25 protein-coding genes are annotated in these 23,080 nt (G+C 62.5%); 11 read left to right on the forward strand and 14 right to left on the reverse strand.

Going from position 1 to position 23,080, the window contains the following annotated elements:
- Positions 1-13: 13 nt before the first annotated feature.
- The 3 genes from BJD99_RS03735 to BJD99_RS03745 form a co-directional block, all read right to left on the reverse strand.
- On the reverse strand, positions 14-292 hold the full coding sequence (locus tag BJD99_RS03735) for a DUF2277 domain-containing protein (RefSeq protein WP_084345454.1): 279 nt from the start codon (positions 290-292) through the stop codon (positions 14-16).
- A gap of 33 nt (positions 293-325) precedes the next feature.
- A complete protein-coding gene (locus tag BJD99_RS03740; protein WP_084345870.1) occupies positions 326-901 on the reverse strand; it encodes a TetR/AcrR family transcriptional regulator in 576 nt (191 codons plus the stop codon).
- An 89-nt stretch (positions 902-990) separates the two neighbouring features.
- Positions 991-2,100 carry an ABC transporter permease gene (locus BJD99_RS03745; RefSeq protein ID WP_256895472.1) on the reverse strand — a complete coding sequence of 370 codons (1,110 nt, stop codon included), beginning with the start codon at positions 2,098-2,100 and terminating at the stop codon, positions 991-993.
- A 135-nt stretch (positions 2,101-2,235) separates the two neighbouring features.
- On the opposite strand from BJD99_RS03745, the gene BJD99_RS03750 reads away from it, so the two are divergent.
- From BJD99_RS03750 to BJD99_RS03760, 3 genes are read left to right on the forward strand one after another with little or no spacing between them, the layout of a single operon-like run.
- A complete protein-coding gene (locus BJD99_RS03750) occupies positions 2,236-2,838 on the forward strand; it encodes a TetR family transcriptional regulator (RefSeq protein ID WP_084345872.1) in 603 nt (200 codons plus the stop codon).
- Between the two features lie 19 nt (positions 2,839-2,857).
- Positions 2,858-3,511 (forward strand): GyrI-like domain-containing protein, encoded by a 654-nt coding sequence (locus BJD99_RS03755; protein WP_084345873.1) that lies wholly within the window; start codon positions 2,858-2,860, stop codon positions 3,509-3,511.
- A gap of 52 nt (positions 3,512-3,563) precedes the next feature.
- Positions 3,564-4,952: a cytochrome P450 gene (locus BJD99_RS03760; protein ID WP_084345455.1), complete on the forward strand. Its 1,389-nt coding sequence runs from the start codon at positions 3,564-3,566 to the stop codon at positions 4,950-4,952.
- On the opposite strand, the gene dinB is transcribed toward BJD99_RS03760, so the two are convergent.
- The 4 genes from dinB to BJD99_RS03780 all read right to left on the reverse strand — a co-directional run bounded on the left by dinB (position 4,938) and on the right by BJD99_RS03780 (position 8,586).
- A complete protein-coding gene (dinB, locus tag BJD99_RS03765; protein ID WP_256895510.1) occupies positions 4,938-6,119 on the reverse strand; it encodes a DNA polymerase IV in 1,182 nt (393 codons plus the stop codon). The genes BJD99_RS03760 and dinB overlap by 15 nt on opposite strands.
- Before the next feature lie 110 nt (positions 6,120-6,229).
- Positions 6,230-7,378 (reverse strand): acetyl-CoA C-acetyltransferase, encoded by a 1,149-nt coding sequence (locus BJD99_RS03770; protein ID WP_084345457.1) that lies wholly within the window; start codon positions 7,376-7,378, stop codon positions 6,230-6,232.
- Between the two features lie 12 nt (positions 7,379-7,390).
- On the reverse strand, positions 7,391-8,020 hold the full coding sequence (locus BJD99_RS03775; RefSeq protein WP_256895473.1) for a TetR/AcrR family transcriptional regulator: 630 nt from the start codon (positions 8,018-8,020) through the stop codon (positions 7,391-7,393).
- Positions 8,021-8,130: 110 nt separating this feature from the next.
- On the reverse strand, positions 8,131-8,586 hold the full coding sequence (locus BJD99_RS03780; RefSeq protein ID WP_084345459.1) for a MarR family winged helix-turn-helix transcriptional regulator: 456 nt from the start codon (positions 8,584-8,586) through the stop codon (positions 8,131-8,133).
- A 228-nt stretch (positions 8,587-8,814) separates the two neighbouring features.
- Between BJD99_RS03780 and BJD99_RS03785 the strand changes: the two genes are divergently transcribed.
- Positions 8,815-9,696, forward strand: a complete 882-nt coding sequence (locus BJD99_RS03785) for an alpha/beta fold hydrolase (RefSeq protein WP_084345874.1) — start codon at positions 8,815-8,817, stop codon at positions 9,694-9,696.
- An 11-nt stretch (positions 9,697-9,707) separates the two neighbouring features.
- Here BJD99_RS03785 and BJD99_RS03790 read toward each other — a convergent pair whose 3' ends face one another.
- Genes BJD99_RS03790 through BJD99_RS03800 form a run of 3 tightly spaced genes read right to left on the reverse strand, consistent with a single transcriptional unit; the run spans position 9,708 to position 13,616 of the window.
- Entirely contained in the window at positions 9,708-11,573 is a 1,866-nt protein-coding gene (locus BJD99_RS03790) for a Na+/H+ antiporter (protein ID WP_084345460.1), read from the reverse strand.
- Positions 11,574-11,625: 52 nt separating this feature from the next.
- Complete coding sequence (locus tag BJD99_RS03795; RefSeq protein ID WP_084345461.1) at positions 11,626-12,423, reverse strand: SDR family oxidoreductase; 798 nt, start codon at positions 12,421-12,423, stop codon at positions 11,626-11,628.
- The gene (locus BJD99_RS03800; RefSeq protein ID WP_256895474.1) at positions 12,420-13,616 is read right to left on the reverse strand and encodes an acyl-CoA dehydrogenase family protein; all 1,197 of its coding nucleotides are present in this window, start codon (positions 13,614-13,616) and stop codon (positions 12,420-12,422) included. Before BJD99_RS03800 ends, BJD99_RS03795 begins: the two co-directional genes overlap by 4 nt.
- 55 nt (positions 13,617-13,671) lie before the next feature.
- Here BJD99_RS03800 and BJD99_RS21180 point away from each other — a divergent pair, with 55 nt between their 5' ends.
- The 5 genes from BJD99_RS21180 to BJD99_RS03820 are packed head-to-tail and all read left to right on the forward strand — an operon-like array spanning position 13,672 to position 17,829.
- Entirely contained in the window at positions 13,672-13,806 is a 135-nt protein-coding gene (locus tag BJD99_RS21180; protein ID WP_256895475.1) for a hypothetical protein, read from the forward strand.
- Positions 13,803-14,639, forward strand: coding sequence for an enoyl-CoA hydratase (locus tag BJD99_RS03805; protein ID WP_084345462.1), 837 nt, complete (start codon positions 13,803-13,805; stop codon positions 14,637-14,639). Before BJD99_RS21180 ends, BJD99_RS03805 begins: the two co-directional genes overlap by 4 nt.
- Complete coding sequence (locus BJD99_RS03810; RefSeq protein ID WP_084345463.1) at positions 14,640-15,782, forward strand: acyl-CoA dehydrogenase family protein; 1,143 nt, start codon at positions 14,640-14,642, stop codon at positions 15,780-15,782. It begins immediately after the preceding gene.
- A complete protein-coding gene (locus tag BJD99_RS03815) occupies positions 15,779-16,753 on the forward strand; it encodes an acyl-CoA dehydrogenase family protein (protein WP_084345464.1) in 975 nt (324 codons plus the stop codon). Before BJD99_RS03810 ends, BJD99_RS03815 begins: the two co-directional genes overlap by 4 nt.
- Positions 16,750-17,829 carry an acyl-CoA dehydrogenase family protein gene (locus BJD99_RS03820; protein WP_179142175.1) on the forward strand — a complete coding sequence of 360 codons (1,080 nt, stop codon included), beginning with the start codon at positions 16,750-16,752 and terminating at the stop codon, positions 17,827-17,829. Before BJD99_RS03815 ends, BJD99_RS03820 begins: the two co-directional genes overlap by 4 nt.
- Positions 17,830-17,927: 98 nt before the next feature.
- Here BJD99_RS03820 and hsaB read toward each other — a convergent pair whose 3' ends face one another.
- The 4 genes from hsaB to hsaA are packed head-to-tail and all read right to left on the reverse strand — an operon-like array spanning position 17,928 to position 21,454.
- Positions 17,928-18,494, reverse strand: coding sequence for a 3-hydroxy-9,10-secoandrosta-1,3,5(10)-triene-9,17-dione monooxygenase reductase subunit (gene hsaB, locus BJD99_RS03825; protein ID WP_084345466.1), 567 nt, complete (start codon positions 18,492-18,494; stop codon positions 17,928-17,930).
- Positions 18,495-19,394 (reverse strand): iron-dependent extradiol dioxygenase HsaC, encoded by a 900-nt coding sequence (gene hsaC / locus BJD99_RS03830; RefSeq protein ID WP_084345467.1) that lies wholly within the window; start codon positions 19,392-19,394, stop codon positions 18,495-18,497.
- Between the two features lie 3 nt (positions 19,395-19,397).
- Entirely contained in the window at positions 19,398-20,276 is an 879-nt protein-coding gene (hsaD, locus tag BJD99_RS03835; RefSeq protein ID WP_084345468.1) for a 4,5:9,10-diseco-3-hydroxy-5,9,17-trioxoandrosta-1(10),2-diene-4-oate hydrolase, read from the reverse strand.
- On the reverse strand, positions 20,273-21,454 hold the full coding sequence (gene hsaA, locus BJD99_RS03840; protein ID WP_256895476.1) for a 3-hydroxy-9,10-secoandrosta-1,3,5(10)-triene-9,17-dione monooxygenase oxygenase subunit: 1,182 nt from the start codon (positions 21,452-21,454) through the stop codon (positions 20,273-20,275). Before hsaA ends, hsaD begins: the two co-directional genes overlap by 4 nt.
- Before the next feature lie 155 nt (positions 21,455-21,609).
- On the opposite strand from hsaA, the gene BJD99_RS03845 reads away from it, so the two are divergent.
- Both BJD99_RS03845 and BJD99_RS03850 read left to right on the forward strand, forming a co-directional pair.
- Positions 21,610-22,752 (forward strand): Rieske 2Fe-2S domain-containing protein, encoded by a 1,143-nt coding sequence (locus BJD99_RS03845; protein ID WP_084345469.1) that lies wholly within the window; start codon positions 21,610-21,612, stop codon positions 22,750-22,752.
- Positions 22,749-23,072: a hypothetical protein gene (locus BJD99_RS03850; protein ID WP_084345470.1), complete on the forward strand. Its 324-nt coding sequence runs from the start codon at positions 22,749-22,751 to the stop codon at positions 23,070-23,072. The genes BJD99_RS03845 and BJD99_RS03850 overlap by 4 nt, the downstream gene beginning before the upstream one ends.
- Positions 23,073-23,080: the final 8 nt, after the last annotated feature.

Consider the following 23,080-nt stretch of genomic DNA (forward strand, 5'->3'; position numbering starts at 1 on the left):
GACCAGCCGAGAGCTAGGAAGCGGAAGCCTTTGCGGCAATCCGCGCCTGGACCTCGGGCCTGCGCAGGGGCGGGACGGTGGGGGGCGGTTGACGTCGCTCGGGCAGCGCATCGAGCAGTCGGTGCGTCGTGGCGGTCACCTCCGCGACGGCCTGCTCGAACGCCTCCCTGGTGGCGTCGGACGTCTTCTGGACGCCACTGATCTTGCGAACATATTGTCTTGCCGCGGCCTCGATCTCATCGTCCGTGGCGTGCGGTTCGAGCCCGCGCAGGGTCGTGATGTTTCGGCACATAGCCGCCACGATAGTCCTGGTAGTGCGCTCCTTCTAGAGCCTGAGAAGTCCCTCGAGCGCCCGTAGGCACAGCGCGCGCACATCTTCTTTGGAGATGGTCCGGCGGTCCATCCAGTCGAGGCATACAGCCCGTACGAACGACACCCATCCCCGTAGCGCCGTTCTGAGCACCTCGTCCTCTCGGACCGCTGGGGGAAGGGCTGCAAGGATTCGATCCTGCTGCACCCCGAGTTCGGCCGTCACCATCGCCTGAATCTCGGTGTCTCCGGACATCGCGCCTCGGTTGACCGCACGGATTCCGTGTTCGTGGGCGAGCACGTAACCGATATATGCATCGAGCCCCGCTGCGACCTGCTCGGTGATCGGGAGCGAGGTATCGGGGGCTGTCATCTCGAGAATCCGTGCCGACTCGACGCGAATGATCTCGGCGAAGAAGTCACGCTTCGAGGAAAAGTAGTGATACATCAATCCGCGTGAGACGCCTGCGAGGTCGGCGACCTCCTCGATCCACACATCTTCGTACGGTCGCTCGGCAAACAGGCGGGACCCGATGTCGAGCAATTGTGCGCGTCGCAGATCAGGTGACAGGCGTTTACGTGGGCTGGACATCGTGTTGGCGATGTTACTCGGCAGCACTTCGAGACGAAGATGGACGTGGACTCCGCCAAATGCTCGAGGAGTCCACGTCCATTGTCGGGTCAGTGTGCGGCGTGCGCCGCAACATCCTTCGACGTCTTCTTGGGCCGGTGGGTGAAGACCAGCAGTGCCACGGTGAGGACGAGCCATCCGCCCAGGATGAACAGTCCCTTGTCGACGCCAGTACTACCGAAGTAAACGATGGAACGGGCCGCATCCATCGCCCCTGAGCCGATCCAGAAGTTACTGACACCCGACCAGAATCCGGGGAGGAAGTCGACCGGGATGGCCGCACCTGCGCTGGGGAAGTTCAGGAAGATCATGAGGAGCATCACCACCATGATCGCGGCATGGCCGAATACCTTGTTGGCCAGAATACTGACCAGTCCGACGGTGAAGGTATAGGTGAAGATCACCGCGAGCATCGCCAGGTTCTCCACGAACGAAGCTGCGTAGAACCCCACGAATATCGACGACACGAGGTACGACAACGCGATACCGATGAAGGACATCCCGGCGAGAATTCCAAGCTTGGGTCGCATCTTCATGGCCGGGGCAACCTGTGCGAGGACGGTGATCGTCAGATAGCCGATGATCGTGGACACCACGAGCAGGTAGAACAACGCTTGGCCGGTGGGGTCATCGGGTGCGAGCGGCGCGTGATCGACGATGTTCGCCGGCTGTCCCTGGGCGGCGGCAAGTGGTTGGGTCAACCCCTCGACTGCTTGCACGAGCACCGGACCCTCGGCGGACGCGACGTGCACGGTCATGGGTGAACCCAGTTCGATGACGCCGGCAATCTCGCGGCCTTGCAGGCGTTCGATCGCTGCAGCGGTGTCTGTCGATGTCTGGAGGTCGAATTTGCCCTCGACTTTGCTCGCGAGTTGATCGACGAGTATCGAGGTGGAGGACTCGGGTCCAGTGACCACGATTTCCACATTCCGGGGTGTCGGATTGTGAAAGGCGCTCACATAGCAGAGCGCGAACATCACGGCGAAGAAGATCGGAAACACCATCGCTTCGACGACGGAGCGCCACGCGGTCCGACTTTCCCCGGCGGCGGGCGCCGATGCTTGGGAGTGCTCCAAGATATGAGCGGGTGCGATGGCTTCGGTGTCGGCCCCGAAGGCCTGATCCCAGTCGGGGTGCCGGTGGTCGCTGGAGTGTGGCATGCGCAACAAACCTTTCAGTTCAAATGTCAACGATGATGACAAACGACAGTCAACAGTGTTGACAGTGGATTTGTCAACACTGTTGACTATGATTGGTGACAAGTGGTCGATCGAACCGAACGAAGGATGCGAAGCATGCTGGTCGAGATCTCAGACGACGGCGCCCGGTCGGGTACCGCCCACAACCGCCAAGCCGTACAGGCCGCCGCGGCGCAACTGTTCGCCGAACAAGGCTTTGCCGCCACCGGGGTCCGTGACATCGCCAGACACGCCGGCGTGGATCCAGCTCTGGTCATTCGATACTTCGGCTCCAAGGAAAAGCTATTCATTCGCACGATGACGATGTCCGACGCGTTCGTAGAGGTCATGCAAGGTCCACTCGACGAATTGGGCAGGGCCTTGGTCGATTTCGTGGTCCGGAGAACACGTCAGCGACAGGTGGGCACTTCGGCTGCCGTCTACGCAGCACTCGTTCGCGCATCGGACCGCCCAGTGGTCCGCGAACACCTGCAGGAGGCGATCGAGCAGATGATCATCGCGCCACTTGCGCCGCGGCTTTCCGGGGGCGACGCCGAATTGCGCGCCCATCTGCTCGCAGCTCAGCTATCCGGACTGATGAACGCTCTCTACGTCGTCGAAAGCCCGTGGCTGCTCGCCGCATCTACCGATACCATCGTCGAAAGCTACGGCGACGCACTACAAACCGTCATCGATGGCGAGCCGCGCCACCGAGGGTAGACACACGGGGGAACCGATCGTGAAGATCGACTTCAAGAAGCAGATCCAGACGTACACCGCACCTCGGGGCAGATTCGAGGTCGTCACCGTACCGGACATGACGTTCTTGATGATCGACGGCCACGGGGATCCCAACACCTCCACCGCCTACCGGGATGCTCTTGCGACGATCTATCCCGTTGCATACACGTTGAAGTTCCTCAGCAAGAACGAACTCGACCGCGACTACACCGTGATGCCACTCGAAGCGCTCTGGTGGTCCAGCGATATGGATTCGTTCACTTCGGCTCGGGACAAGTCCCAATGGGACTGGACGGTGATGATCATGACTCCCGACTGGATCAACGATGATCACTTCGACGCAGCGCTGCGTACCGTCGAACGAAAAGGTGGCGCGCCTGCCCTCCCCGCGCTTCGGCGCGAGACCTCGAGCGAAGGCCTCGCTGTCCAGACCCTCCACATCGGCCCCTACGACGACGAGGGGCCCGTGCTCGACCGGATGCATTACGAATTCATCCCGTCGCAGTCGCTACGGATGACAGGCAAGCACCACGAGGTCTACCTCAGCGACGTACGCCGCACCGCCCCGGACAAGCTGAAGACGATCCTGCGCCAACCCGTCACCCAGGCCGACATTGCATCGCCGAGTGAGAAGTTGACACTGATTCAGTAGCGAGTAGGTTCACTGTTGTATTCGAGTTCAGTAGTGAATCGAGAGGGTCAGCATGGTCACCGACGTCGACGTGGCGACGCACGCACTTCCGCACCCGAGGAGGCGCCTGCCGCTCCTCGGCGACGTCGTCGGCGTCCACGCGTCCACACCCGTACAGGATTCGATAGCACTGTCGAAGAAATTGGGCCCGATCTTCGAACGCGTAATACTAGGTCGCCAGTACGTGATGGTCTCGGGCGCCGACCTGGCTGGAGAGCTGTGCGACGAACATCGGTTCGTCAAACACGTATCCCCCGCTATCGTGGGCTTGCGCTCGATCGGAGGCGACGGCCTGTTCACTGCGTATTCGGACGAACCGAACTGGCAGAAAGCACACGACCTGCTTCGCCCGGCCTTCACTCAGCCCGCAATGCGCAGCTACCACCACATCATGGTCGACGTCGCGGCCGACCTCACGGCGCACTGGCGCGCGCACACCAAGGTCGACGTGTCCGCCGACATGACCAAGCTGACCCTCGACACCATCGGCAGAACCGGATTCAGCTACGGGTTCGACTCGTTCGACCGCGACAAGCCGCACCCGTTCGTCGACGCGATGGTCGGGGTACTCTCACACAATCAACGACGCGAAATCGTGCCGATCCCATGGCTGGCCGACATCGTTTTTCGCAAAGCCGAGCGTAGGAACGATCGCGACAAGCACTACATCGCAACCCTTCTCGACGACATCGTGCGTACTCGCCGCGACGCCGGCACCTCCGGTCGAGGCGATCTACTCGACATCATGCTCGATGCGGCACGTGACGCCGACAATCCCAATGCCCTGAGCGAGATCAACATTCGTCAGCAGATCGTGACGTTCCTGATCGCCGGCCACGAAACCACTTCGGGCGCGCTGTCTTTCGCTCTGTACTACCTCTCGCAGCACCCCGACATTCTCGAGGCCGCGCGTGCCGAAGTCGACGAGGTATGGGGTTCGCAGACCCCGGAGTTCGAGCAGGTCCCCAAGCTCCGCCTGGTTCGACGCATCCTCGACGAGAGTTTGAGGCTGTGGCCGACGGCGCCTGCATTCGCCCGCGAGGCACGCGAAGACACCTCGATCGGCGGCATCCATTCGATGAAGAAGGGCGATTGGGCGTTCGTTCTCATTCCGGGTCTGCACCGAGACCCGGTCTGGGGCGAGAACCCTGACGCCTTCAGTCCCGATCGGTTTCTTTCCGCCAATGTTCGGTTCCGGCCGGGGCACGTCTACAAGCCCTGGGGTACGGGTGAACGTGCCTGCATCGGTCGGCAGTTCGCCATTCATGAAGCAGTGCTCGTTCTCGGAACCATACTGCAGCAGTTCGACATTCGGGCCGACCCCGACTACCGGCTGAAGATCGAGGAACGGCTGACGTTGATGCCGAAGAACTTCGAGCTGACGGTGTCAGTCCGGAAGTAGCGGAACCGAAGAACCGGAGTTGCGGCCCAACAACACTCCCCTGGTCAGAGCGCCCTTGCCGAATTTGGTATGGACGCCGTCGAGCGCCACATCGAGCGCAGAAGCACTCGGCGCATTCTCGGGTCGATCGAACTGCAGCTCGAGTTGCTCGGTGCCCGTGCGTTCGATATTCGAGACAGTGATGCCCACCAGCGTGATCCCACGCTCGGCGATCAGAGACGCAGCTTCCTGCAGAAGCGTCAGGGACGCGTCGAGAATGGCCTGGGTGTCGGCCGTCGCACGGCCGAGCGTGTGGGAACGTGTGATCCGGGTGAAGTCACCGAACCGTATGCTCAAAACCACTGTACGACCGGTGCGTTCAGCGGCACGCATCCGCTGCGTCACTCGATCCACCAGGGCGATGAGGGAGACCTTCACCTCCGCCGACGACGTCGGGCCGCTCCCGAGTGCGTGCTGCGCACCGATGGAACTGCGTCCCCGATACGTCTGAACCTGTCGGGGATCACGATTGTTGGCGAGCGAATACAGATGATGCCCGGCGCCTTTACCGAGAATCGACACGATGGACGCTTCGCTGTGGGCGGCGATGTCACCGATAGTCACGATGTCGAACGCATGGAGCTTCTCGGCGGTGACTTTCCCGATGCCCCATAGCCGCTCGATCTTCAGCGGATGAAGGAACTCGAGCTCACGGCCGGGCGAAACCAACAGCAACCCGTCGGGCTTTCCGACCGCGCTGGCCACTTTCGCCAGAAACTTGGTGCAGGCGATGCCGACAGTGATGGGCAGGCCGACCTGCTCCTTGACCTCTCGCCGCAGCTTTTCGGCGATCTGGACCGGGGTGCCTCTGATCTTGCCCAACCCACCGACTTCGAGGAACGCCTCGTCGACGGAAATGCCCTCCACGAGCGGAGTGGTGTTACGAAAGATCTCGAATACGGCCCGGCTCGCCTCGGTGTACGCCTCCATACGAGGGGCAACGAAAATTGCGTGCGGACACAGGGCGCGGGCGCGGGCGCCACTCATGGGGGTTCGGACCCCGAATGCCTTGGCCTCGTAGCTGGCGGCGAGCACGACCCCACCACCGACCAGCACCGGTTTTCCTCGAAGGCGTGGGTCGTCTCGCTGCTCCACCGACGCGTAGAACGAGTCCAGATCGGCGTGCATGATGCTGGCTTCAGCACTGCTCGCCGGGGCGTCGGGGGCGAACTCGGTCACGACCACAGGGTCGCACACAGGTCCGACATTCGCCCCGACGCCGGCGCGTTACGGGAGAATCAGAGCCGTTCGATGATCGTGACGTTGGCGGTACCGCCGCCTTCACATACGGTCTGCAGGCCGTAGCGGCCACCGGTACGTTCGAGTTCACACAGCATGGTGGCGAACAGCTTTGCCCCCGTCGCGCCGAGTGGGTGCCCGAGAGCGATCGCACCACCGTTGATGTTGACCCGGGCCGGATCAGCGCCGGTCTCCTTCAGCCACGCCAGGACGACGGGAGCGAACGCCTCGTTGATTTCCACGACGTCGATGTCGTCGATCGACAGGCCGGCCTTCTCGAGTGCGTGCTTGGTGGCCGTGATCGGCGCACTCAGCATGAAGATCGGGTCGGCACCGCGGGCACTGAGGTGATGAATCCGGGCGCGCGGGGTGAGTCCGTGTGCCTCGACTGCTGCTGCGGAAGCCACGAGAGTCGCACTCGCTCCGTCGCAGATCTGGCTGGCGAGGGCTGCGGTGAGCCGTCCACCCTCGATGAGGGTCTTGAGCGAAGCCATCTTCTCGAGAGTCGTCTCACGCGGGCACTCGTCGACCATGAAGTCGCCGACGCCGACGATCTCGCGATCGAATCGCCCTTCGGCTATGGCGTGTCGAGCGCGCTGATGGCTGGCCAGAGCGAACTGCTCCATGTCTTCACGCGTGACGTCCCACTTCTCGGCGATGAGCTCGGCGCCGCGGAACTGTGAGACTTCCTGCTTGCCGTAGCGATGCTCCCACCCCTTCGACCCACTGAACGGGGTCTCGAAGCCGTACTGCTGTCCCACGACCATCGCTGCCGCGATCGGGATCTGCGTCATGTTCTGTACGCCACCGGCGACGATCAGATCCGACGTTCCGCTCATGACGGCCTGGGCGGCGAAGTGAATCGCCTGCTGGCTCGAACCGCACTGACGATCGACAGTGACCCCAGGTACTTCCTCCGGGAATCCAGCCGCCAACCAGGCTGTGCGCGCAATGTTTCCAGCTTGCCCACCGATGGCGTCGACACAACCGAAAATGACGTCGTCGATCTGGGGCGGATCGATCGAGGACCGATCCATCAGGGAACGCAGGACGCTCGCACCGAGATCGGCGGGGTGCGTCTCGGCGAGGGAACCGCCGCGCTTACCGACCGGAGTTCGAACAGCGTCGATTATGTAGGCCTCGGGCATGGGAAGACTCTCCTAGGTTGACGCCGTGCGGGATCGTGTGACGGACTTGGGAGTGCTCGACAATCCGTCGAGCACGATGGCGAGATACTGCTGCGCGACGGCTTCTGCGGTGAGCTTGCCGCCCGGGCGATACCACCGGACGGCCACCCACACTGTGTCGCGCATGAATCGGTAGACGAGTTCGACGTCGACATCCGGCCGGAAACTGCCGTCTGCGATACCGCGCTCGACCACACCGTTCCAGAGTTCACGAAACTCACTATTGCGCTCGGTGATGTACTCGAAGCGTTCGGTGCCGACGAGGTGCTTGGCCTCGTCCTGATAGATCGCGACGGCCGAGTGCGAGCGGTCGATCGCGTCGAACGACGCCACTACGAGACCTTCCAGGGTTTCCCGCGGACCCAATCCCTCTGCCACGATCTTGTGGTAGCTGTCGAAGAGTTCGTCGAGGAACCCCCGCAGAATCTCGTCGACCATCGACTCCTTGGAGTCGAAGTGGTGATAGAGACTCCCGGAGAGAATCCCAGCTGCGTCGGCAATGTCACGGACCGTCGTTGCACGCATGCCACGTTCGGCAAAGAGCGTCGCGGCGAGCTCGAGCAGCTCATCGCGTCGTCCTACGGCTTTGGGGGTTCGGGGCACGAGCACACCATACCAACCAAGCACTTGCTTTGCATACGTGCGTGGGTCAGGCAGTCATGTCCGCAACCGCGAGGTCGATTGCCAACACCTCGAGGCAAGCCGCATTCCCACTACTGCAGAAAGAGTGCCGCGGCAACCCGCTCGACCTCCAGGATACTGCTGAAAAGCTCCTCACCGAGAGCTCGTCGCAGATCGTTCTCGATGCTTGCCGCCAGATGGTCCGCCTCGTCGACCGTCTTCAGTCCGAGACGAGTGAGTCGAACTTCGACAAGCTTTCGATGAATGGGAGAGGCCTGGCGATTGATGAACCCTTTCCCTTCGAGTGTCGACAGCATGGTCGCGATCGACTGCGGTGTTCCCAAGCCGGCTCGCGAAAGCTGTGCGGCCGAACTTGGCTCGAGGTGCTTGACCGACAGGAGCGCGGAGTACTGCGGCACGGTGATTCCGAGCGGTTCGAGTGCGGCAGCCTTGGCGTCGATGAGCAGTCGCGTTATCCGCCTCAAATGTGTGCCGATCCGGTCATCGAGGACCTCGGACAATTGCCCAACGCCGTCACTTTCCACCATCGCCCCTCCTTCTGGTCAGGGTTCGTAGTTGTCGCAGCCTACGTTCTCGAGATCTCCTCCACTTCAGGAAGTACCCACCTTAACCGAACACTGCGATATGACTGCTATCGACTACATGACAGAATGCTGCTACCTTCGCAAACGGGTGCCACTGAGTCAGCACGCGAACAATCCCGGGTGCGGGTGACATCCGATGATCCGACTCTGTTGTGGGACAGGAGTTTCGATATGAGTGCATCCAATTTCGACGACCACCGGGCGAACGACTGGTACGAGAGCACCAAGCGCGAAGTAGCAACCGACCAGGGGGTGTTGCGATATCACGAGGCAGGCGAAGGTCCGCCCCTTCTCCTCTTGCACGGCTCCGGCATCGGCGTCAGTGGGTGGCGCAATTACCGACACAATCTCGAAGTCTTCGCAACACACTTCCGTTGCTACATTCTCGAATTCCCCGGCTTCGGCATCAGCGACACCTTCGACGGACCGCCCATGGTGACGGCAGCCAAATCGGTAGTCCTTCTCATGGAGGCCCTGCGCATCGAATCTGCCGCGGTAGTAGGAAATTCGATGGGTGGTGTCGTCGGCGCGCAGGTGGCCATCAGGTATCCGCAACGTGTAACCAAGCTCGTGACCATTGGCGGGATAGGGCCGAACATCTTCAGCCAGAACCCAAGTGAGGGCACTCGACTGCTGCAAGAATTCGCGGACGGTCCCAGCCGTGAGAAGTTGGTTCGCTGGCTCGACTGCATGGTCTACGACCCAGCGGTAATCACCGAAGAGCGAATAGAAGAGCGATGGGACGCCTCGAGCGATCCTGCTTCGCAGGACTCGTTGTCCGCGATGTACGGCTCCAAGGCCCTCGCCGAGCGGCAATACGCGATGAGAAATTCGGAAGCGCCACCGTACTGGTCGATGCTCCACAAAGTGCAATGCCCGACGCTGCTTACATGGGGCAGAGACGACCGCCAGTGCCCACCCGATATGGCAATGATCCCGATGAGATGCATTCCTGATGCCGAGTTGCACATCTTCCCCAACTGCGGACACTGGGTGATGATCGAAGCCAAGGAGGCATTCGAGCGCGTCACAATCGAGTTCCTTCTTCGCTGATCAGTCGAGGATCAGGCCGTCAGGTGATGCACGAAGCACCACCGCCAGTTCTCCCCCGGCTCGGCAGATTCCATGACGGGGTGGCCTGTCTCGTGGAAGTGCGCGGTGGCGTGCTGACGAGCCGAGGAGTCGCAACACCCGATGTGTCCACAATCCAGGCAGGCACGCAGCGCAACCCACTCCGTCCCGTCGCGGACGCACTCGTGACACGTGCCGTCGGTATGCGTTTGCGCTTCCGGGTATCGGTCGAGGTCCTCGCATGCGACTCCGGGATGGCCACGCAGTTCGTTCGACGCTCGAATGTCTCGACGCGAATCGCTCGCCGCGTCGATCATCGATTCCTCGACGTCGAGCATCCCCAGCACTTCGCCGACGACCTCGGACGGCACGGTTCCCGAGCTGCGGATCTCGAGAATTCGCTCGCGTTCCGCCTTGATCATTGTCAGCCGGACGCGGGCGTACAGCTCGCTGGGCGTCTCCTGATCGGCGGTGGTGGCGAGTCGTTCCCATGCCGCGGAGTTGCGCTGCTCCACGCGCTGGCGAACGAGCGTGTCGATGTCGTGAGGGTCCTCGTATTCGAGCTTGTCGAGCGCGGCGTACCCCGCTTTCGACGCCTGCTGCAGCAGGGTGGCGCGTGCCAACGCGTCGCCCATCGGATCCGGTGATGGGACCTTCAATCGCCGGGCGAGCAGCGGAAGCGACAGTCCCTGCAGGAACAGCGTTCCGGCCACGACCGTGAACGCAATGAGAAGCAGCACTTCTCGATCCTGGGTTCCCAACGGAATGATGAAGGCAGCGGCGAGCGTGACGACCCCGCGCATCCCGGCCCAGCCGATGAGCAGCGTGTAGCGCCACGACGGGACAGTCCCGGTCGCCAGATCGGCGCCCGGGCGTACCAGGGCATAACGGGAGACGAATACCCAGAAGATTCGAATCACGATGACGCCTGCGAGCGTGGCCACGCACACCGAGACGATGGTCAGGGGCGAAAGCGAACTCTTGGCGACGTCGCGGACGATCCACGACGCCTGTAGGCCGATCAGCAGGAAGACTGCATTCTCGAGAATGAACGCAATGGTTCGCCAGTTTATGCGCTCCGCGATCCGGGATTGCGCCGACTGCAGAATCGGGGCTTCGTGCCCGAGCAACAGCCCTGCGACGACAACGGCCAGGACGCCGGAGGCGTGGATCTCCTCGGCCAAGAGATACGCCGCGAACGGGACGACGAACGAAATTGCGGTGTCCAGCACCGGATTGGTCAGTCTGCGCCGAACCTTGGCGACGACATAGAACGTCACCAGGCCGACTGCAACTCCGCCGCCTGCCGCGATGGCGAAGTCGAGGCCGATCCGGCCGGCATTCACCGAATTGCTCAGCGCATAGATTGCCGTGCTCAGCGCGACGAGGGCGGTGGCGTCGTTGAGTAGCGACTCACCTTCGAGGATCGTCACTATCTGACGCGGCAAGCCGATTCTGCGTCCGATCGCAGAGGCAGCGACCGCATCCGGTGGTGCGACGACTGCACCGATCGCGAGCGCTGCAGGCCAGGAGATATTCGGCAGGATGGTGTGCACGATTGCGCCGACGCCGATTGCCGTGACGGCAACCAGTACCACCGACAGTAGAAGAATCGATCGGCGGTTGGCATTGATATCGACCAGCGAGGACTGGATCGCCGTCGCATAGAGCAGGGGCGGAAGCAGTCCGAGCAACACCACCTCGGGTTCGAGGTGGATCTCCGGCATTCCCGGCGCGTAGGACGCCGCGACCCCTACCACGATCAGCAGTAGGGGCGGCGGAACGCCCAGTCGCTCGGCCAGGCCCGCGACGGTGAGTACACCGACCGCGAGGGCCACGAGAAAGACAGCGATCTCCATAGCGAGTCATTGTCCCCGCATCCTCGCCGGACGGCGAAGTGAGGGACCCGTCTCAGGCCCGCTGGCTGGAGACGGACACCACCTCACCGGTCAGGTAGCTCGAGTAGTCGCTGGCCAGCATCGCGATGGTTGCTGCGATTTCCCACGGTTCCGCAGCGCGGCCGAAGGCCTCGTCCGCAGACAGTTGGTCGAGAAGATCCTCGGAGGTCACCTTGGCGAGGAACGCGTGCTTGGCGATGCTCGGTGCGACGGCATTGATCCGCACTCCGAATTCGGCTGCTTCGACGGCGGAGCAGCGGGTCAGCGCCATGACGCCGGCCTTCGCAGCGGCGTAGTGCGCCTGTCCCTTCTGCGCGCGCCAGCCGAGGACGCTTGCATTGTTGACGATGACGCCACCGTGACCGGCAGTACGGAAGTACCGCAATGCCTCTCGGGTGCAGCGGAATGTGCCGTTCAGCGTGATGTCGAGGACCCGATCCCACTGCTCGTCGGTCATGTCCACGACGGGGACTTCGCCACCGAGACCTGCGTTGTTGACAAGGATGTCGATGCGGCCCATCCGTTCGGCGGCCGTGTCGATGAGGTTGCGTACCTGCTCGGTGCTCGATACATCGCACACCGCTGACTCGACTCGGGCATCGGGGAACTGCTCTGCCAAGCTTTCACGGGTGGCGTCGAGCCTGCGCTCGTGCCAGTCGGAAACGAGGACGTCCCCACCTTCGGCGAGTATCCGACGTGCGGTTGCCGAGCCGATGCCGGTTCCGGCTGCAGCGGTCACGACGGCGACCCGGCCGACGAGTAGTCCGTGGCCGGATATCTCGGCCGGTGGGGTGGACAGTAGTCCGGTCATGGACGCGCCTCTCGGGGTAGGCCGAGCACTCGCTCGGAGATGATGTTGCGCTGCACTTCGTTCGATCCGCCGTAAATGGTGTCGGCGCGAGTGAAGAGGTACAGCCGTTGCAGGTTGGTCAGTTCTTCTTCGTAGGTCAGTGAATTCGCACCGAGCACGTCCATCGCGAGCTCACCGAGTCCTCGATGCCAGTTGGCCCACAGGAGCTTCGAGACCGATGCCTCGCCGCCGCTCGTGCCGGCGTCGACGGTTGCCAAGGTGCGCAACGCGTGCGCTCGCATCACCGACAGTCCGATCCTCGCCCGTGCCAGCCGGTCGCTCAGAATCGGGTCCGCGGCCGAACCGTTGCGCTGGGCAATTGCCTCGATACCGTCGAGTTCGCGAGCGAAGCCGACCTGCTGCCCGAGGGTGGATACCCCGCGCTCGAAGGTCAGCGTTCCCATGGCGATTCGCCACCCGTCTCCGGGTTCGCCGACTACGAGTTCCGCTTCGGTTCGAGCATCCTCGAAGAACACTTCGTTGAACTCGGACGTTCCGGTCAACTGGTTGATGGGTCGAACGGTCACACCGGGTTGGTCCATCGGCACGAGGAGATACGACAGTCCGGCGTGCCGCTTGGATCCTGGCTCGGTCCGAGTGAGGACGAAGCACCAGTCGGCGACGTGCGCCAGCGAAGTCCAGATCTTCTGGCCGTTGATTACCCAGCCTTGATCATCGAGGCGCGCCGTCGTGGAGACGTTCGCGAGATCCGAGCCTGCACCGGGCTCCGAGTAGCCCTGGCACCAAAGTTCGGAGACCGTATTGATGCCGGGAAGAAAACGCTTCTTCTGCTCCTCGGTGCCGAACGCGATGAGCGTCGGGCCCAGCAGTTCCTCCCCGACGTGGCTTACGCGCGCGGGTGCATCGGCCTTGGCGTACTCCTCGTGGAAGATCAACTGCTGATCGAGCGTCGCCGCCCGTCCGCCGTATTCCTCCGGCCAGCCGAGGCACGTCCATCCGGAGGCGGCGAGATGGCGATCCCACGCGAGCCGCTCTTCGAAGGCCTCATGCTCCCGCCCGGGTCCACCCAGCCCACGTAAGGCTGCGTACTCCCCGTTCAGATTCTCTGCCAACCATTGTCGAACCTCGGCGGCGAACTCCACATCGGACGCACCCGAGATACCTTGCCGAACCTGCCCCTGGCTTCCATCCACTTCAGTAGGATAACCTACCAAGCACTTGCTTGTTAACGAACCGCCCGAGGAGATCATGACTACGGAACCGAGCATCGGCCCGGACCCACTCCGACGTGCGGCAGGGCCGACCCCGATCAACACTCGTTACAAGTATTACGAGGCCCCCGGCAGGGCCTCCCGGATCGAACTAGGTAAGGAAATCCGATGAGCGAACCTGTGACATACGAAGTTGTCGACAAGATCGCGACGGTGACGTTGAACAGGCCCGAGTACCGCAATGCGCAGAACTCGGCAATGACCTACGCACTCGACGCCGCATTCACCCGCGCGACCGAGGACCCCGATGTAGCGGTGATCATTCTGGCGGGCAACGGCAAACACTTCAGCGCCGGACACGACATCGGTACCCCCGAACGCGACGTGGACGTTCACTTCGAGAACAAGGCCGTCATGTGGTGGGACCACATCGATCGAGTCGGTGGCGACCAGCGTTTCGCTCGCGAGATGGAGGTCTACCTCGGGATGTGCCGCCGTTGGCGCGAAATCCCGAAGCCGATCATCGCTTCGGTGCAGGGCGCCTGCATCGCCGGCGGACTGATGCTCGCGTGGGTGTGCGATCTGATCGTGGCCTCCGACGATGCATTCTTCTCCGACCCCGTTGTGCGCATGGGCATCCCGGGAGTGGAGTACTTCGCGCATCCGTGGGTACTCGGCACCCGTGCCGCCAAGGAAATCCTCTACACCGGCGACCGCTTCTCGGCACAGCGCGCCTACGAGTGGGGCATGGTTTCGCGCGTCGTACCGCGAGATGATCTGGAGTCGGAGACCCGCGCTCTCGCCGGACGCATCTCGGCGATGCCGCAGTTCGGACTTGCGTTGACCAAGAAGGCCGTCAACCAGTGCGAGGACCAGATGGGAATGCGCGCAGGCATGGACTCGGTATTCGGTCTCCACCACTTTGCGCATGCACACAATGCCGAGGTCGACACCGACTCCCTCGGCGGCATGAACGCCAAGACGATGAAGGAGAAGGGCAAGTAAATGGATCTCGATCTCGATGACTCCACAATTGCGTTCCGCGACAGCGTGCGCGAGTTCCTCGCCGAAAACATCCCCTCGGAGCCGCTCGCCTCGATGGACACGGCCGAGGGCTTCGAGCAGCACCGGCAGTGGGAGAACACCCTCGCCGACGCCCGCCTCTCCGTCGTCTCATGGCCGAGCGCACTCGGTGGCCGTGACGCTTCGTTGCTGGAATGGGTAATTTTCGAAGAGGAGTACTACGCCGCCGCCGCACCGGGACGCGTCGCACAGAACGGCATCTTCCTGCTCGCTCCGACGCTGTTCGAGTACGGAACCGAGGAACAGCGCGAGCGTTTCCTTCCGCGTATGGGACGCGGCGACGACATTTGGGCACAGGCTTGGTCCGAGCCCGAGGCCGGCAGCGACCTTGCGGGTATCCGCTCGAGCGCCAAGCAGGTCGAGGGCGGCTGGGTCCTCAACGGTCAGAAGACCTGGAGTTCACGCGCAAGCTTCGCCGACTGGGGCTTCGGTCTCTTCCGTAGCGATCCCGAAGCGCAGCGCCACCGCGGCCTGACGTACGTGATGTTCCCGCTGACCGCCGAGGGCGTCACGGTGCGTCCGATCCCGCAGCTCGACGGTGAGGCCGGTTTCGCCGAGATCTTCTTCGAAGATGTCTTCGTTCCGGACGCCGACGTCATCGGGCAGCCGAACGACGGATGGCGCGTTGCCATGAGCACCTCGAGCAACGAACGCGGACTCTCCCTGCGCAGCCCCGGAAGGTTCACTGCCGCAGCGGATCGCTTGATCGAGCATTGGAAGCAGAATTCCGATGCCGTGGCGAATTCGAACACCACCGATCGCGTCGTCGACGCATGGATCGGGGCGCGTGCGTACCGCCTGCACACCTTCGGCACGGTGACACGCCTGCAGGAAGGCGGAGCACTCGGTGCCGAGTCCTCGGTCAACAAGATCTTCTGGTCCGAACTCGACGTAGCACTGCACGAGACCGCACTCGACCTGCTCGGCGACGACGGCGAGCTCGACGGCTCCTGGCAGGACGGCTACCTCTTCTCCCTCTCCGGCCCGATCTACGCGGGTACCAACGAGATTCAACGCAACATCGTTGCCGAGCGTCTGCTCGGCCTTCCTAAGGCGGACCGATGAGATTCGCACTGTCCACTGAACAACAAGACTTCGCATCCAGTCTGCGTGAACAGCTCACCGGTTCGGCCGGGGCAGTTCGAGCCTGGAGCCGCGACGAACTCGAGCCGGGCCGCAAGCTTCTGCGCGGACTCGCCGACACCGGCGTCACCGGGTTGACCATCGAGGAGAACCACGGCGGTCTCGGCGCACATCCGGTCGACCTCGTCGTCGGATTCATCGAGATCGGACGCGCAGCAGCGCCCGGCCCACTGATCGAATCCGTCGCGGTGGCCCCGACACTGCTCGCGCCGTTCGGCGACCTCGCCGAGAAATGGCTTCCCGGGATTGCCGACGGATCTGCACTGGCATCCGTGGCAAGTCCTCGCGCACTGGACGCAGACGTCTGCGACCTCGTGCTGCGCGTGAGCGGATCACGGCTCGAGCAGGTACAGACAGGGACTCGTCGCAATTCCGTCGACACTGCCCGCAGGCTGTTCGAGGTTACCGACGGCTCGACGTTGGTCGAGGACCCCGCCGTCGCACAGGCCTGGGATCGCGCGTTCGATTTGGCAGCGTTGGCCTGTTCGGCGCAGCTTCTCGGACTCGGTCGCCATCTCGTGGATACGACCACCGAGTACGCCAAGGGCCGTGTGCAGTTCGGCAAGCCCATCGGCTCCTTCCAGGCGATCAAGCACCAGTTGGCCGACGCACTCATCGGTCTGGAAATGGCGATGCCGCTCATCTACGGCGCTGCTATCTCCATTTCCGACGGCAGCGAAGACGCATCCCGTGACGTGTCGGCCGCGAAGGTCGCCAGTTCCGAGGCTGCCTACCGCGCTTCCCGCGTCGCACTCCAGGTACACGGCGCGATCGGCTACACCGCCGAGTACGACCTGTCGCTGTGGCTGACGAAGGTACGGGCCCTGTACACCGCATGGGGAACCGTCGCTGCTCACCGCGCACGTATCGCGCACGCTCTGGCCGCCGTATGAACGGGGTAGGAGTGTTCACCGAAGAGCAGAACGATCTGCGGGTCATGGTCAGATCACTGCTCGACAAGCGCTCGGACATGCGCGCCGCGATCGACACCGACCGCGGCTACCAAGAGTCGCTGTGGCAGCAATTGTGTGAGGTCGGCATTTCGTCACTGGCAATTCCGGAAGAGTTCGGCGGAGCCGGATTCGGGGCCCTCGAATCGCACGTGGTGCTCGAGGAACTGGGTAGATCCCTGACACCGTCGCCGATGCTCGGTTCGGTCGTACTCGCAGGCCAGGCACTGCTCGTGTCCGGCGACCGCGAGGCCTGTGAGCGTTTGCTCCCCGGCATCGCCGAGGGCAGTTCCATTGCGGCGCTGTGCTGGGCCGGTTCGGTGTGGAGTGACGACGACGTCCCGGTGACCGTCACCGACGGAACTCTCACCGGTGTGGCGGAGTACGTCCTCGACGGTCTGTATGCCGATGTTCTCGTCGTCGCTGCTTCGGACGACGGCACGGTATCGCTGTACGAGGTGGACCCGTCCGCCGCAGGCGTCACCCGTCGCAACACTCCGACGATGGACCCCACGCGTCGACTGAGCACCGTCGATTTCGCCGGCGTCACCGGGCGCAAGATCGACACCGCGCCCGGCACGCTCGCACAGGTTCGCGATATCGCTTGTACTGCACTGTCTGCCGATCAAATCGGTGCTGCTGCGGCAAGCCTGGACATGACCGTGGAATACAGTCGCACCCGGGTACAGTTCGGTCGCCCGATCGGAAGTTTCCAGGCGCTCAAACACCGCATGGCGGATATGTACGTACTGCTCGAGAGCGCACGTTCGGTGTCGTACGCAGCCGCGCGGTCACTCGCCGAGCAGCTTCCGTCGGCCCACGACGATGCGGGTGTGGCGAAAGTGCACTGCTCCGAAGCCCTCTCGCACATCGCCGCAGATTCGATACAGATTCACGGTGGCATCGCGATCACCTGGGAGCACGACGCACACCTGTACTTCAAACGGGCGCACGGCTCTTCACAGCTGTTCGGGCGACCGAGCGAGTACGTGAGCCGCTACGCTCCCGCCGCGGTGTAGTCGGACCGTCGCCGGCGGACCGAGCCGGCACGGCGAGGAGACTCAGCGGACGAAAATCGCCCCGGGTGTACCCGGGGCGATTTTCGTCGTGGCTCGAATTACAACCAGGTGTCCGGAGACGACGCGGTAAGGAATGCTTCGAGATCGTCCCGCCATGGTGCGGGAACGGTCTTGTCCGGTTCGATACCGGTGTACTGGCCACGGTAGAAGAGCAACGGACGCTCACCGGTGATCTCGCCGAGCGAGTGGACCCGACCGATAGCGATGTAGTGATCGCCACCGTCGAGAACCGTCTCCACCGTGCAATCTATGTGCGCGAGCGAGCCTGCCAGAATGGGCGAACCCAGTTCCGACGGGCTCCACTCGACACCTGCGAACTTGTCCGGCTCACGAGATCCGAAACGCGCACAGGTGTCCTGCTGCTCTTCACCGAGAACATTGACTGCAAATTTTCCGCTTCGTTCGATTGCCGCCCATGACCTGGAACCCTTCGTGGGGCAGAACAACACGAGCGGTGGATCGAGCGACAGCGCGGCGAACGACTGGCAGGCGAAGCCCACCGGGACGTCCTCGTCGACCGTAGTGATGATCGTGATCCCGGTGCAGAATTGCCCGAGAACAGTCCGGAACGTCCGGGGTTCGAAGTTCGCCACGTGTTCACTCACCTATCTGATTCCCACCGAGAAGTCGTGTCCCCACAGGCTCACGGCCGTACTTTCGCGGGCTACCCATTTCTCGTCTTCGACTTGTCTTCCTTCGCAGCCGAATTCGATGTCGAATCCGCCAGGCGTCTTCATGTAGAAGGACAGCATCAAGTCGTTGACGTGACGTCCCAGCGTTGCCGACATCGGAACCTTCTTACGCAACGCGCGGTCGAGTCCGAGTCCGACGTCGTCGGAGTTTTCGACCTCGATCATCAGATGCACGATTCCGCTCGGGGTCGGCATCGGCAGGAACGCCAAGCTGTGGTGCCTGGGATTGCATCCGAAGAACCGCAACCATCCGGGATCGCCGTCGGCGGGCCGACCCATCATCTGCGGAGGCAGACGCATCGAATCGCGAAGTCGGAAACCGAGGACGTCGCGGTAGAACCGCAGTGATGCGTCGTCGTCGTCGGTCGAGAGCACGACGTGCCCCAGGCCCTGTTCGCCGGTGACGAAAGTGTGGCCGTACGGGCTGACCACGCGCCGATGCTCGAGAGCCGCCCCATGGAACGCCTCGAGGGTATTGCCCGACGGGTCCTCGAACACGATCAACTCGTCTACTCGACGGTCCTGAATCTGCTCGGCGGTGCCCTCCTTGTAGGGAACACCGGCGCTGTCCAGGGAACTCCGAATGCTCTGCAGCTCGGCAGCATTGGCAGTTTCCCACCCGGATACGAGCAGTCGGTCCTTCTCACCCGGAACGATGACCAGCCGGGCCGGAAAGTCGTCCATTCGTAGGTAGAGCGCGCCCGGGGTGACGCCTTTGCCCTCGACCATGCCGAGCACCTTGAGCCCGTACTCGCGCCACGCGTCCATGTCGGTGGCCTCGATACGCATGTATGCCAGAGATCGGATACCCATCTCTCAGCTCCCCTCGGTAAGAAATGCAGCGGTCAAACGATTGAATTCCTCGGCCATTTCGACCTGAGCCCAGTGTCCGCATCGACCGAACACATGCAACTGCGCACGCGGAATCGTCTTGAGTGCCACCAGCGCACCGTCGATCGGATTGACACGGTCCTCGCGACCCCAGATCAGCAGCACAGGCTGGCGTAGCTTGTATGCCTCACGCCAGAGCATGCCCTTCTCGAAATCGGCGCCTGCGAACGACTTCCCCATGGCACGCATCGCGGCGATGGACTCCGGGGTAGACGCGGCGGCGTAGCGCTGTTCGAGTAGCTCCTCGGTGATCAGTGACTGGTCGAACACCATCACTTTGAGGAACGCCTCGAGCTTTTCCTTCGAAGGCCCCGGCGGAGCACTGAAGTTGCCGAGATGCTTGACACCCTCGGTCGGGTCGGGGGCAAACAGGTTGATGCTCAATCCTCCGGGTCCCATGAGCACCAACCTGCCTGCGTTGGAGGGGAAATCGAGCGCGAATCGCACCGCGGTGCCGCCTCCGAGCGAATTTCCGAGCAGGTGGGCTTTCGCGATCCCGAGATGATCCAGCAAATCCTTGAGCGCAGACGACGAGTGCACGAAGTACTGCGGATGGTCGATCGGCTTGTCGGACAACCCGAATCCGGGCTGGTCTACGCACAGGACGTGGAACTGTTCCGCGAGAACAGGAATGTTGGCCGCGAAGTTCGACCATCCCGACGCGCCCGGCCCGCCGCCGTGCAGCAGCACGATCGTCGTATCGTTTCCGACGCCCGCCTCGTGGTAGTGCAGTTTCATGTCCGGACGAATCTGCGCGAACTTCGACGTCGATTCGTAGGTGATCTCCTGCGTGGCCGCGGTCATACCATCGTGTCCTTGAGCGGGAGGCCGAACTCGCCGCCACCGAACATCTGGTACGCGCGTTCCGGATCGTTTGCTGCATGCACTCGGCCTGCATGAGCGTCCCGCCAGAAGCGTTGCAGCGGAGCATCGTTCTGCAGTGCCGTCGCACCTGCGCTCTCGAACAGAAGGTCGATCGAGGCAACGGATCGGCCGGTCGCACGCACCTGATCGCGGCGAGCTCGCAGCCGAAGCTCGATCGGCACTTCCTCGCCTGCCTTCAACAGTGCGTACTCCTCGGCGACATTGCCCGACAACTGACGCCACGCGGCATCGATGTCGCTGCTGGCCTCGGCGATACGCACCTTCGCGAAGGGATCATCCTTACCGGTCTCGCCGACGAATGCCTTACGCACACGCTTGCCCTGATGCTCGACGTGCGCAGCGTAGGCACCTTCCGCCATTCCCACGATCGGGGCGGAAATGGTGGTCGGGTGAATCGTGCCCCACGGCATCTTGTACACCGGAGCAGTATTGCGCTCGAGCCCTTCGGCGGTGTGATCATTCATCTTTCCGAAGCTCAGCACTCGGTGCGACGGAACGAACTGATCCTCGACCACCACGGTGTTGCTGCCGGTTCCGCGCAGTCCGACGACATTCCACACGTCGTCGATGCGGTAGTCCTCACGCGGGATGAGGAACGTCACGAAGTCGACGGGTCGACCATCCTTGATGACCGGTCCGCCGAGCATCGCCCAGGTCGCGTGATCGCAGCCCGAAGACCACTGCCACGCACCGGATACCCGGTATCCGCCGTCCACGACGTTGCCCGCGCCCATCGGTGCGTACGAAGAGGAGATCCGAACATCGGTGTCCTGGCCCCACACGTCTTCCTGCGCCTGCTGTGGGAACAATGCGAGGTGCCAGTTGTGCACTCCGATGATGGAGGAGACCCAGCCGGTGGATCCGCAAGCACTGGCGATCTTTTTCACTGCGGTATAGAACAACTCCGGGTCTGCTTCGTAGCCGCCCCACTGCGCCGGCTGCAGCAAACGGAAGAAGCCGGTCTCCTGGAGTGCTTTCACCGACTCGTCGGGCAGACGCCGCAGATCTTCGGTCTCCTGCGCGCGCTCGCGCAGGGTTGGCAGTAAGGCGTCGATTCGAGCTAACACCTCGTGGCTGACGATCGGCTCCTGCGTCACGATTGACTCCTACCTTCTCAGTGGTTTCCTAGCAAGACTAGAACACGTTCTCTCATGTGTCGAGAACTCTTTTCCGCGCTTTCACTAGCCATTTCTACCGAAATTCTATAACGTGTTCTAGTAGTAACAGCTCGAGTAGACCGTGAGGGGTTCACATGGCAAAGATCCGAGAGATCGACGTCGGCAGTACACCGACCCGCTACGCACGTGGTTGGCATTGCCTCGGCCTCACCACAACGTTCACCGACGGCAAACCGCACTCCATCGAGGCTTTCGGCACCAAACTTGTCGTCTTCGCCGATTCGGCCGGAAAGATCGCCGTCCTCGACGGTTACTGCCGCCATATGGGCGGCGATCTGACCCAGGGAACGGTGAAAGGTGACGAGATCGCCTGCCCTTTCCACGACTGGCGTTGGGGTGCGAACGGCAAATGCGCGCAGATTCCGTATGCGAGGCGTGTCCCACCGCTCGCGCGTACCAGGACCTGGACGACGTTGGACCAGAACGGCCAGTTGTTCGTCTGGAACGACGCTGAAGGCAATCCGCCCCCGGAAGACGTCGTGATCCCGCGGATCGAGGGCGCATACAGCGACGACTGGACCGACTGGACCTGGAACTCGATGGTCATCAAGGGCGCCAACTGCCGCGAGATCGTCGACAACGTCGTCGACATGGCGCACTTTTTCTACATTCACTATGCCTTCCCGACGTACTTCAAGAACGTGTTCGAGGGCCATATCGCCTCGCAATACCTCAATACCAAGGGTCGTCCGGACATCGGAATGGCCTCGCAGTACGGCGGCGACACCCTGCTGAAGTCCGAAGCCTCGTACTACGGCCCCTCGTACATGGTCAACCCGCTGATGAACAGCTACGGCGGCTACGAGGTAGAGAGCGTCCTGATCAACTGCCACTACCCGATCGATCAGGACTCGTTCGTACTGCAGTGGGGCATCACGGTCAAGAAGCCGGATGGCATCGACGACAAGACTGCAACCAAGCTGGCGAACAAGTTCACCGAGGGCATCAGCGCAGGCTTCCTGCAGGACGTCGAGATCTGGAAAAACAAGACCAAGATCGACAACCCGTTGCTCTGTGAGGAGGACGGACCGGTCTATCAGTTGCGTCGTTGGTACGACCAGTTCTATGTCGACGTCGCCGATGTCGACGACAAAATGACCGGCCGGTTCGAGTTCGAAGTCGATACCAGCAAGGCCAATGAGGCGTGGCAGATAGAGGTCGACGAGAACCTCGCCAAGCAGAAGGCCGACAAGACCGAGAACGCCGACGTGTCATGAGCCTGAGCTGGGCCAAGGCACCGGACTTCGCGCAGGATCCGGAGCGAATCGAGGAAATTCACGCGCAGACGTTGCGCGACAAGGAAAACTATCTCGATTCGTCTCTCGCGCCCGTGGAATGCCGAGCATGTGGAACGAGCGTTCTGGTGCGCAAGAACAGTTCCAAGCAGACCTCGGTGCAGTGGACCACCAGGCCGGCCGATACCTGCCCGGTGTTTCGTGAGGCAGGGAACTCTGCCACGCAGGATTCGTGCCCCCGTATGCAGGACAGCATCGACCACGCGGTGATGGAAGGGATTCTGTCGGTCCCCTCCGACTAGACAGTTCC

It is taken from the genome of Rhodococcus sp. 1163 (genome assembly GCF_002091985.1).
Taxonomy (GTDB): domain Bacteria; phylum Actinomycetota; class Actinomycetes; order Mycobacteriales; family Mycobacteriaceae; genus Rhodococcoides.

What these genes read in the sequence shown, in the direction of transcription:
- BJD99_RS21180 (WP_256895475.1), top strand. Translation starts at nt 13,672, where the DNA reads ATGACTACGGAACCGAGCATCGGCCCGGACCCACTCCGACGTGCGGCA.
- BJD99_RS03735 (WP_084345454.1), bottom strand. Translation starts at nt 292, where the DNA reads ATGTGCCGAAACATCACGACCCTGCGCGGGCTCGAACCGCACGCCACG.
- BJD99_RS03820 (WP_179142175.1), top strand. Translation starts at nt 16,750, where the DNA reads ATGAACGGGGTAGGAGTGTTCACCGAAGAGCAGAACGATCTGCGGGTC.
- BJD99_RS03795 (WP_084345461.1), bottom strand. Translation starts at nt 12,423, where the DNA reads ATGACCGGACTACTGTCCACCCCACCGGCCGAGATATCCGGCCACGGA.
- BJD99_RS03785 (WP_084345874.1), top strand. Translation starts at nt 8,815, where the DNA reads ATGAGTGCATCCAATTTCGACGACCACCGGGCGAACGACTGGTACGAG.
- BJD99_RS03760 (WP_084345455.1), top strand. Translation starts at nt 3,564, where the DNA reads ATGGTCACCGACGTCGACGTGGCGACGCACGCACTTCCGCACCCGAGG.
- BJD99_RS03770 (WP_084345457.1), bottom strand. Translation starts at nt 7,378, where the DNA reads ATGCCCGAGGCCTACATAATCGACGCTGTTCGAACTCCGGTCGGTAAG.
- BJD99_RS03815 (WP_084345464.1), top strand. Translation starts at nt 15,779, where the DNA reads ATGAGATTCGCACTGTCCACTGAACAACAAGACTTCGCATCCAGTCTG.
- BJD99_RS03850 (WP_084345470.1), top strand. Translation starts at nt 22,749, where the DNA reads ATGAGCCTGAGCTGGGCCAAGGCACCGGACTTCGCGCAGGATCCGGAG.
- dinB (WP_256895510.1), bottom strand. Translation starts at nt 6,119, where the DNA reads ATGCACGCCGATCTGGACTCGTTCTACGCGTCGGTGGAGCAGCGAGAC.
- BJD99_RS03805 (WP_084345462.1), top strand. Translation starts at nt 13,803, where the DNA reads ATGAGCGAACCTGTGACATACGAAGTTGTCGACAAGATCGCGACGGTG.
- BJD99_RS03810 (WP_084345463.1), top strand. Translation starts at nt 14,640, where the DNA reads ATGGATCTCGATCTCGATGACTCCACAATTGCGTTCCGCGACAGCGTG.
- BJD99_RS03780 (WP_084345459.1), bottom strand. Translation starts at nt 8,586, where the DNA reads ATGGTGGAAAGTGACGGCGTTGGGCAATTGTCCGAGGTCCTCGATGAC.
- BJD99_RS03750 (WP_084345872.1), top strand. Translation starts at nt 2,236, where the DNA reads ATGCTGGTCGAGATCTCAGACGACGGCGCCCGGTCGGGTACCGCCCAC.
- BJD99_RS03845 (WP_084345469.1), top strand. Translation starts at nt 21,610, where the DNA reads ATGGCAAAGATCCGAGAGATCGACGTCGGCAGTACACCGACCCGCTAC.
- BJD99_RS03790 (WP_084345460.1), bottom strand. Translation starts at nt 11,573, where the DNA reads ATGGAGATCGCTGTCTTTCTCGTGGCCCTCGCGGTCGGTGTACTCACC.
- hsaD (WP_084345468.1), bottom strand. Translation starts at nt 20,276, where the DNA reads ATGACCGCGGCCACGCAGGAGATCACCTACGAATCGACGTCGAAGTTC.
- BJD99_RS03740 (WP_084345870.1), bottom strand. Translation starts at nt 901, where the DNA reads ATGTCCAGCCCACGTAAACGCCTGTCACCTGATCTGCGACGCGCACAA.
- BJD99_RS03745 (WP_256895472.1), bottom strand. Translation starts at nt 2,100, where the DNA reads ATGCCACACTCCAGCGACCACCGGCACCCCGACTGGGATCAGGCCTTC.
- hsaC (WP_084345467.1), bottom strand. Translation starts at nt 19,394, where the DNA reads ATGGGTATCCGATCTCTGGCATACATGCGTATCGAGGCCACCGACATG.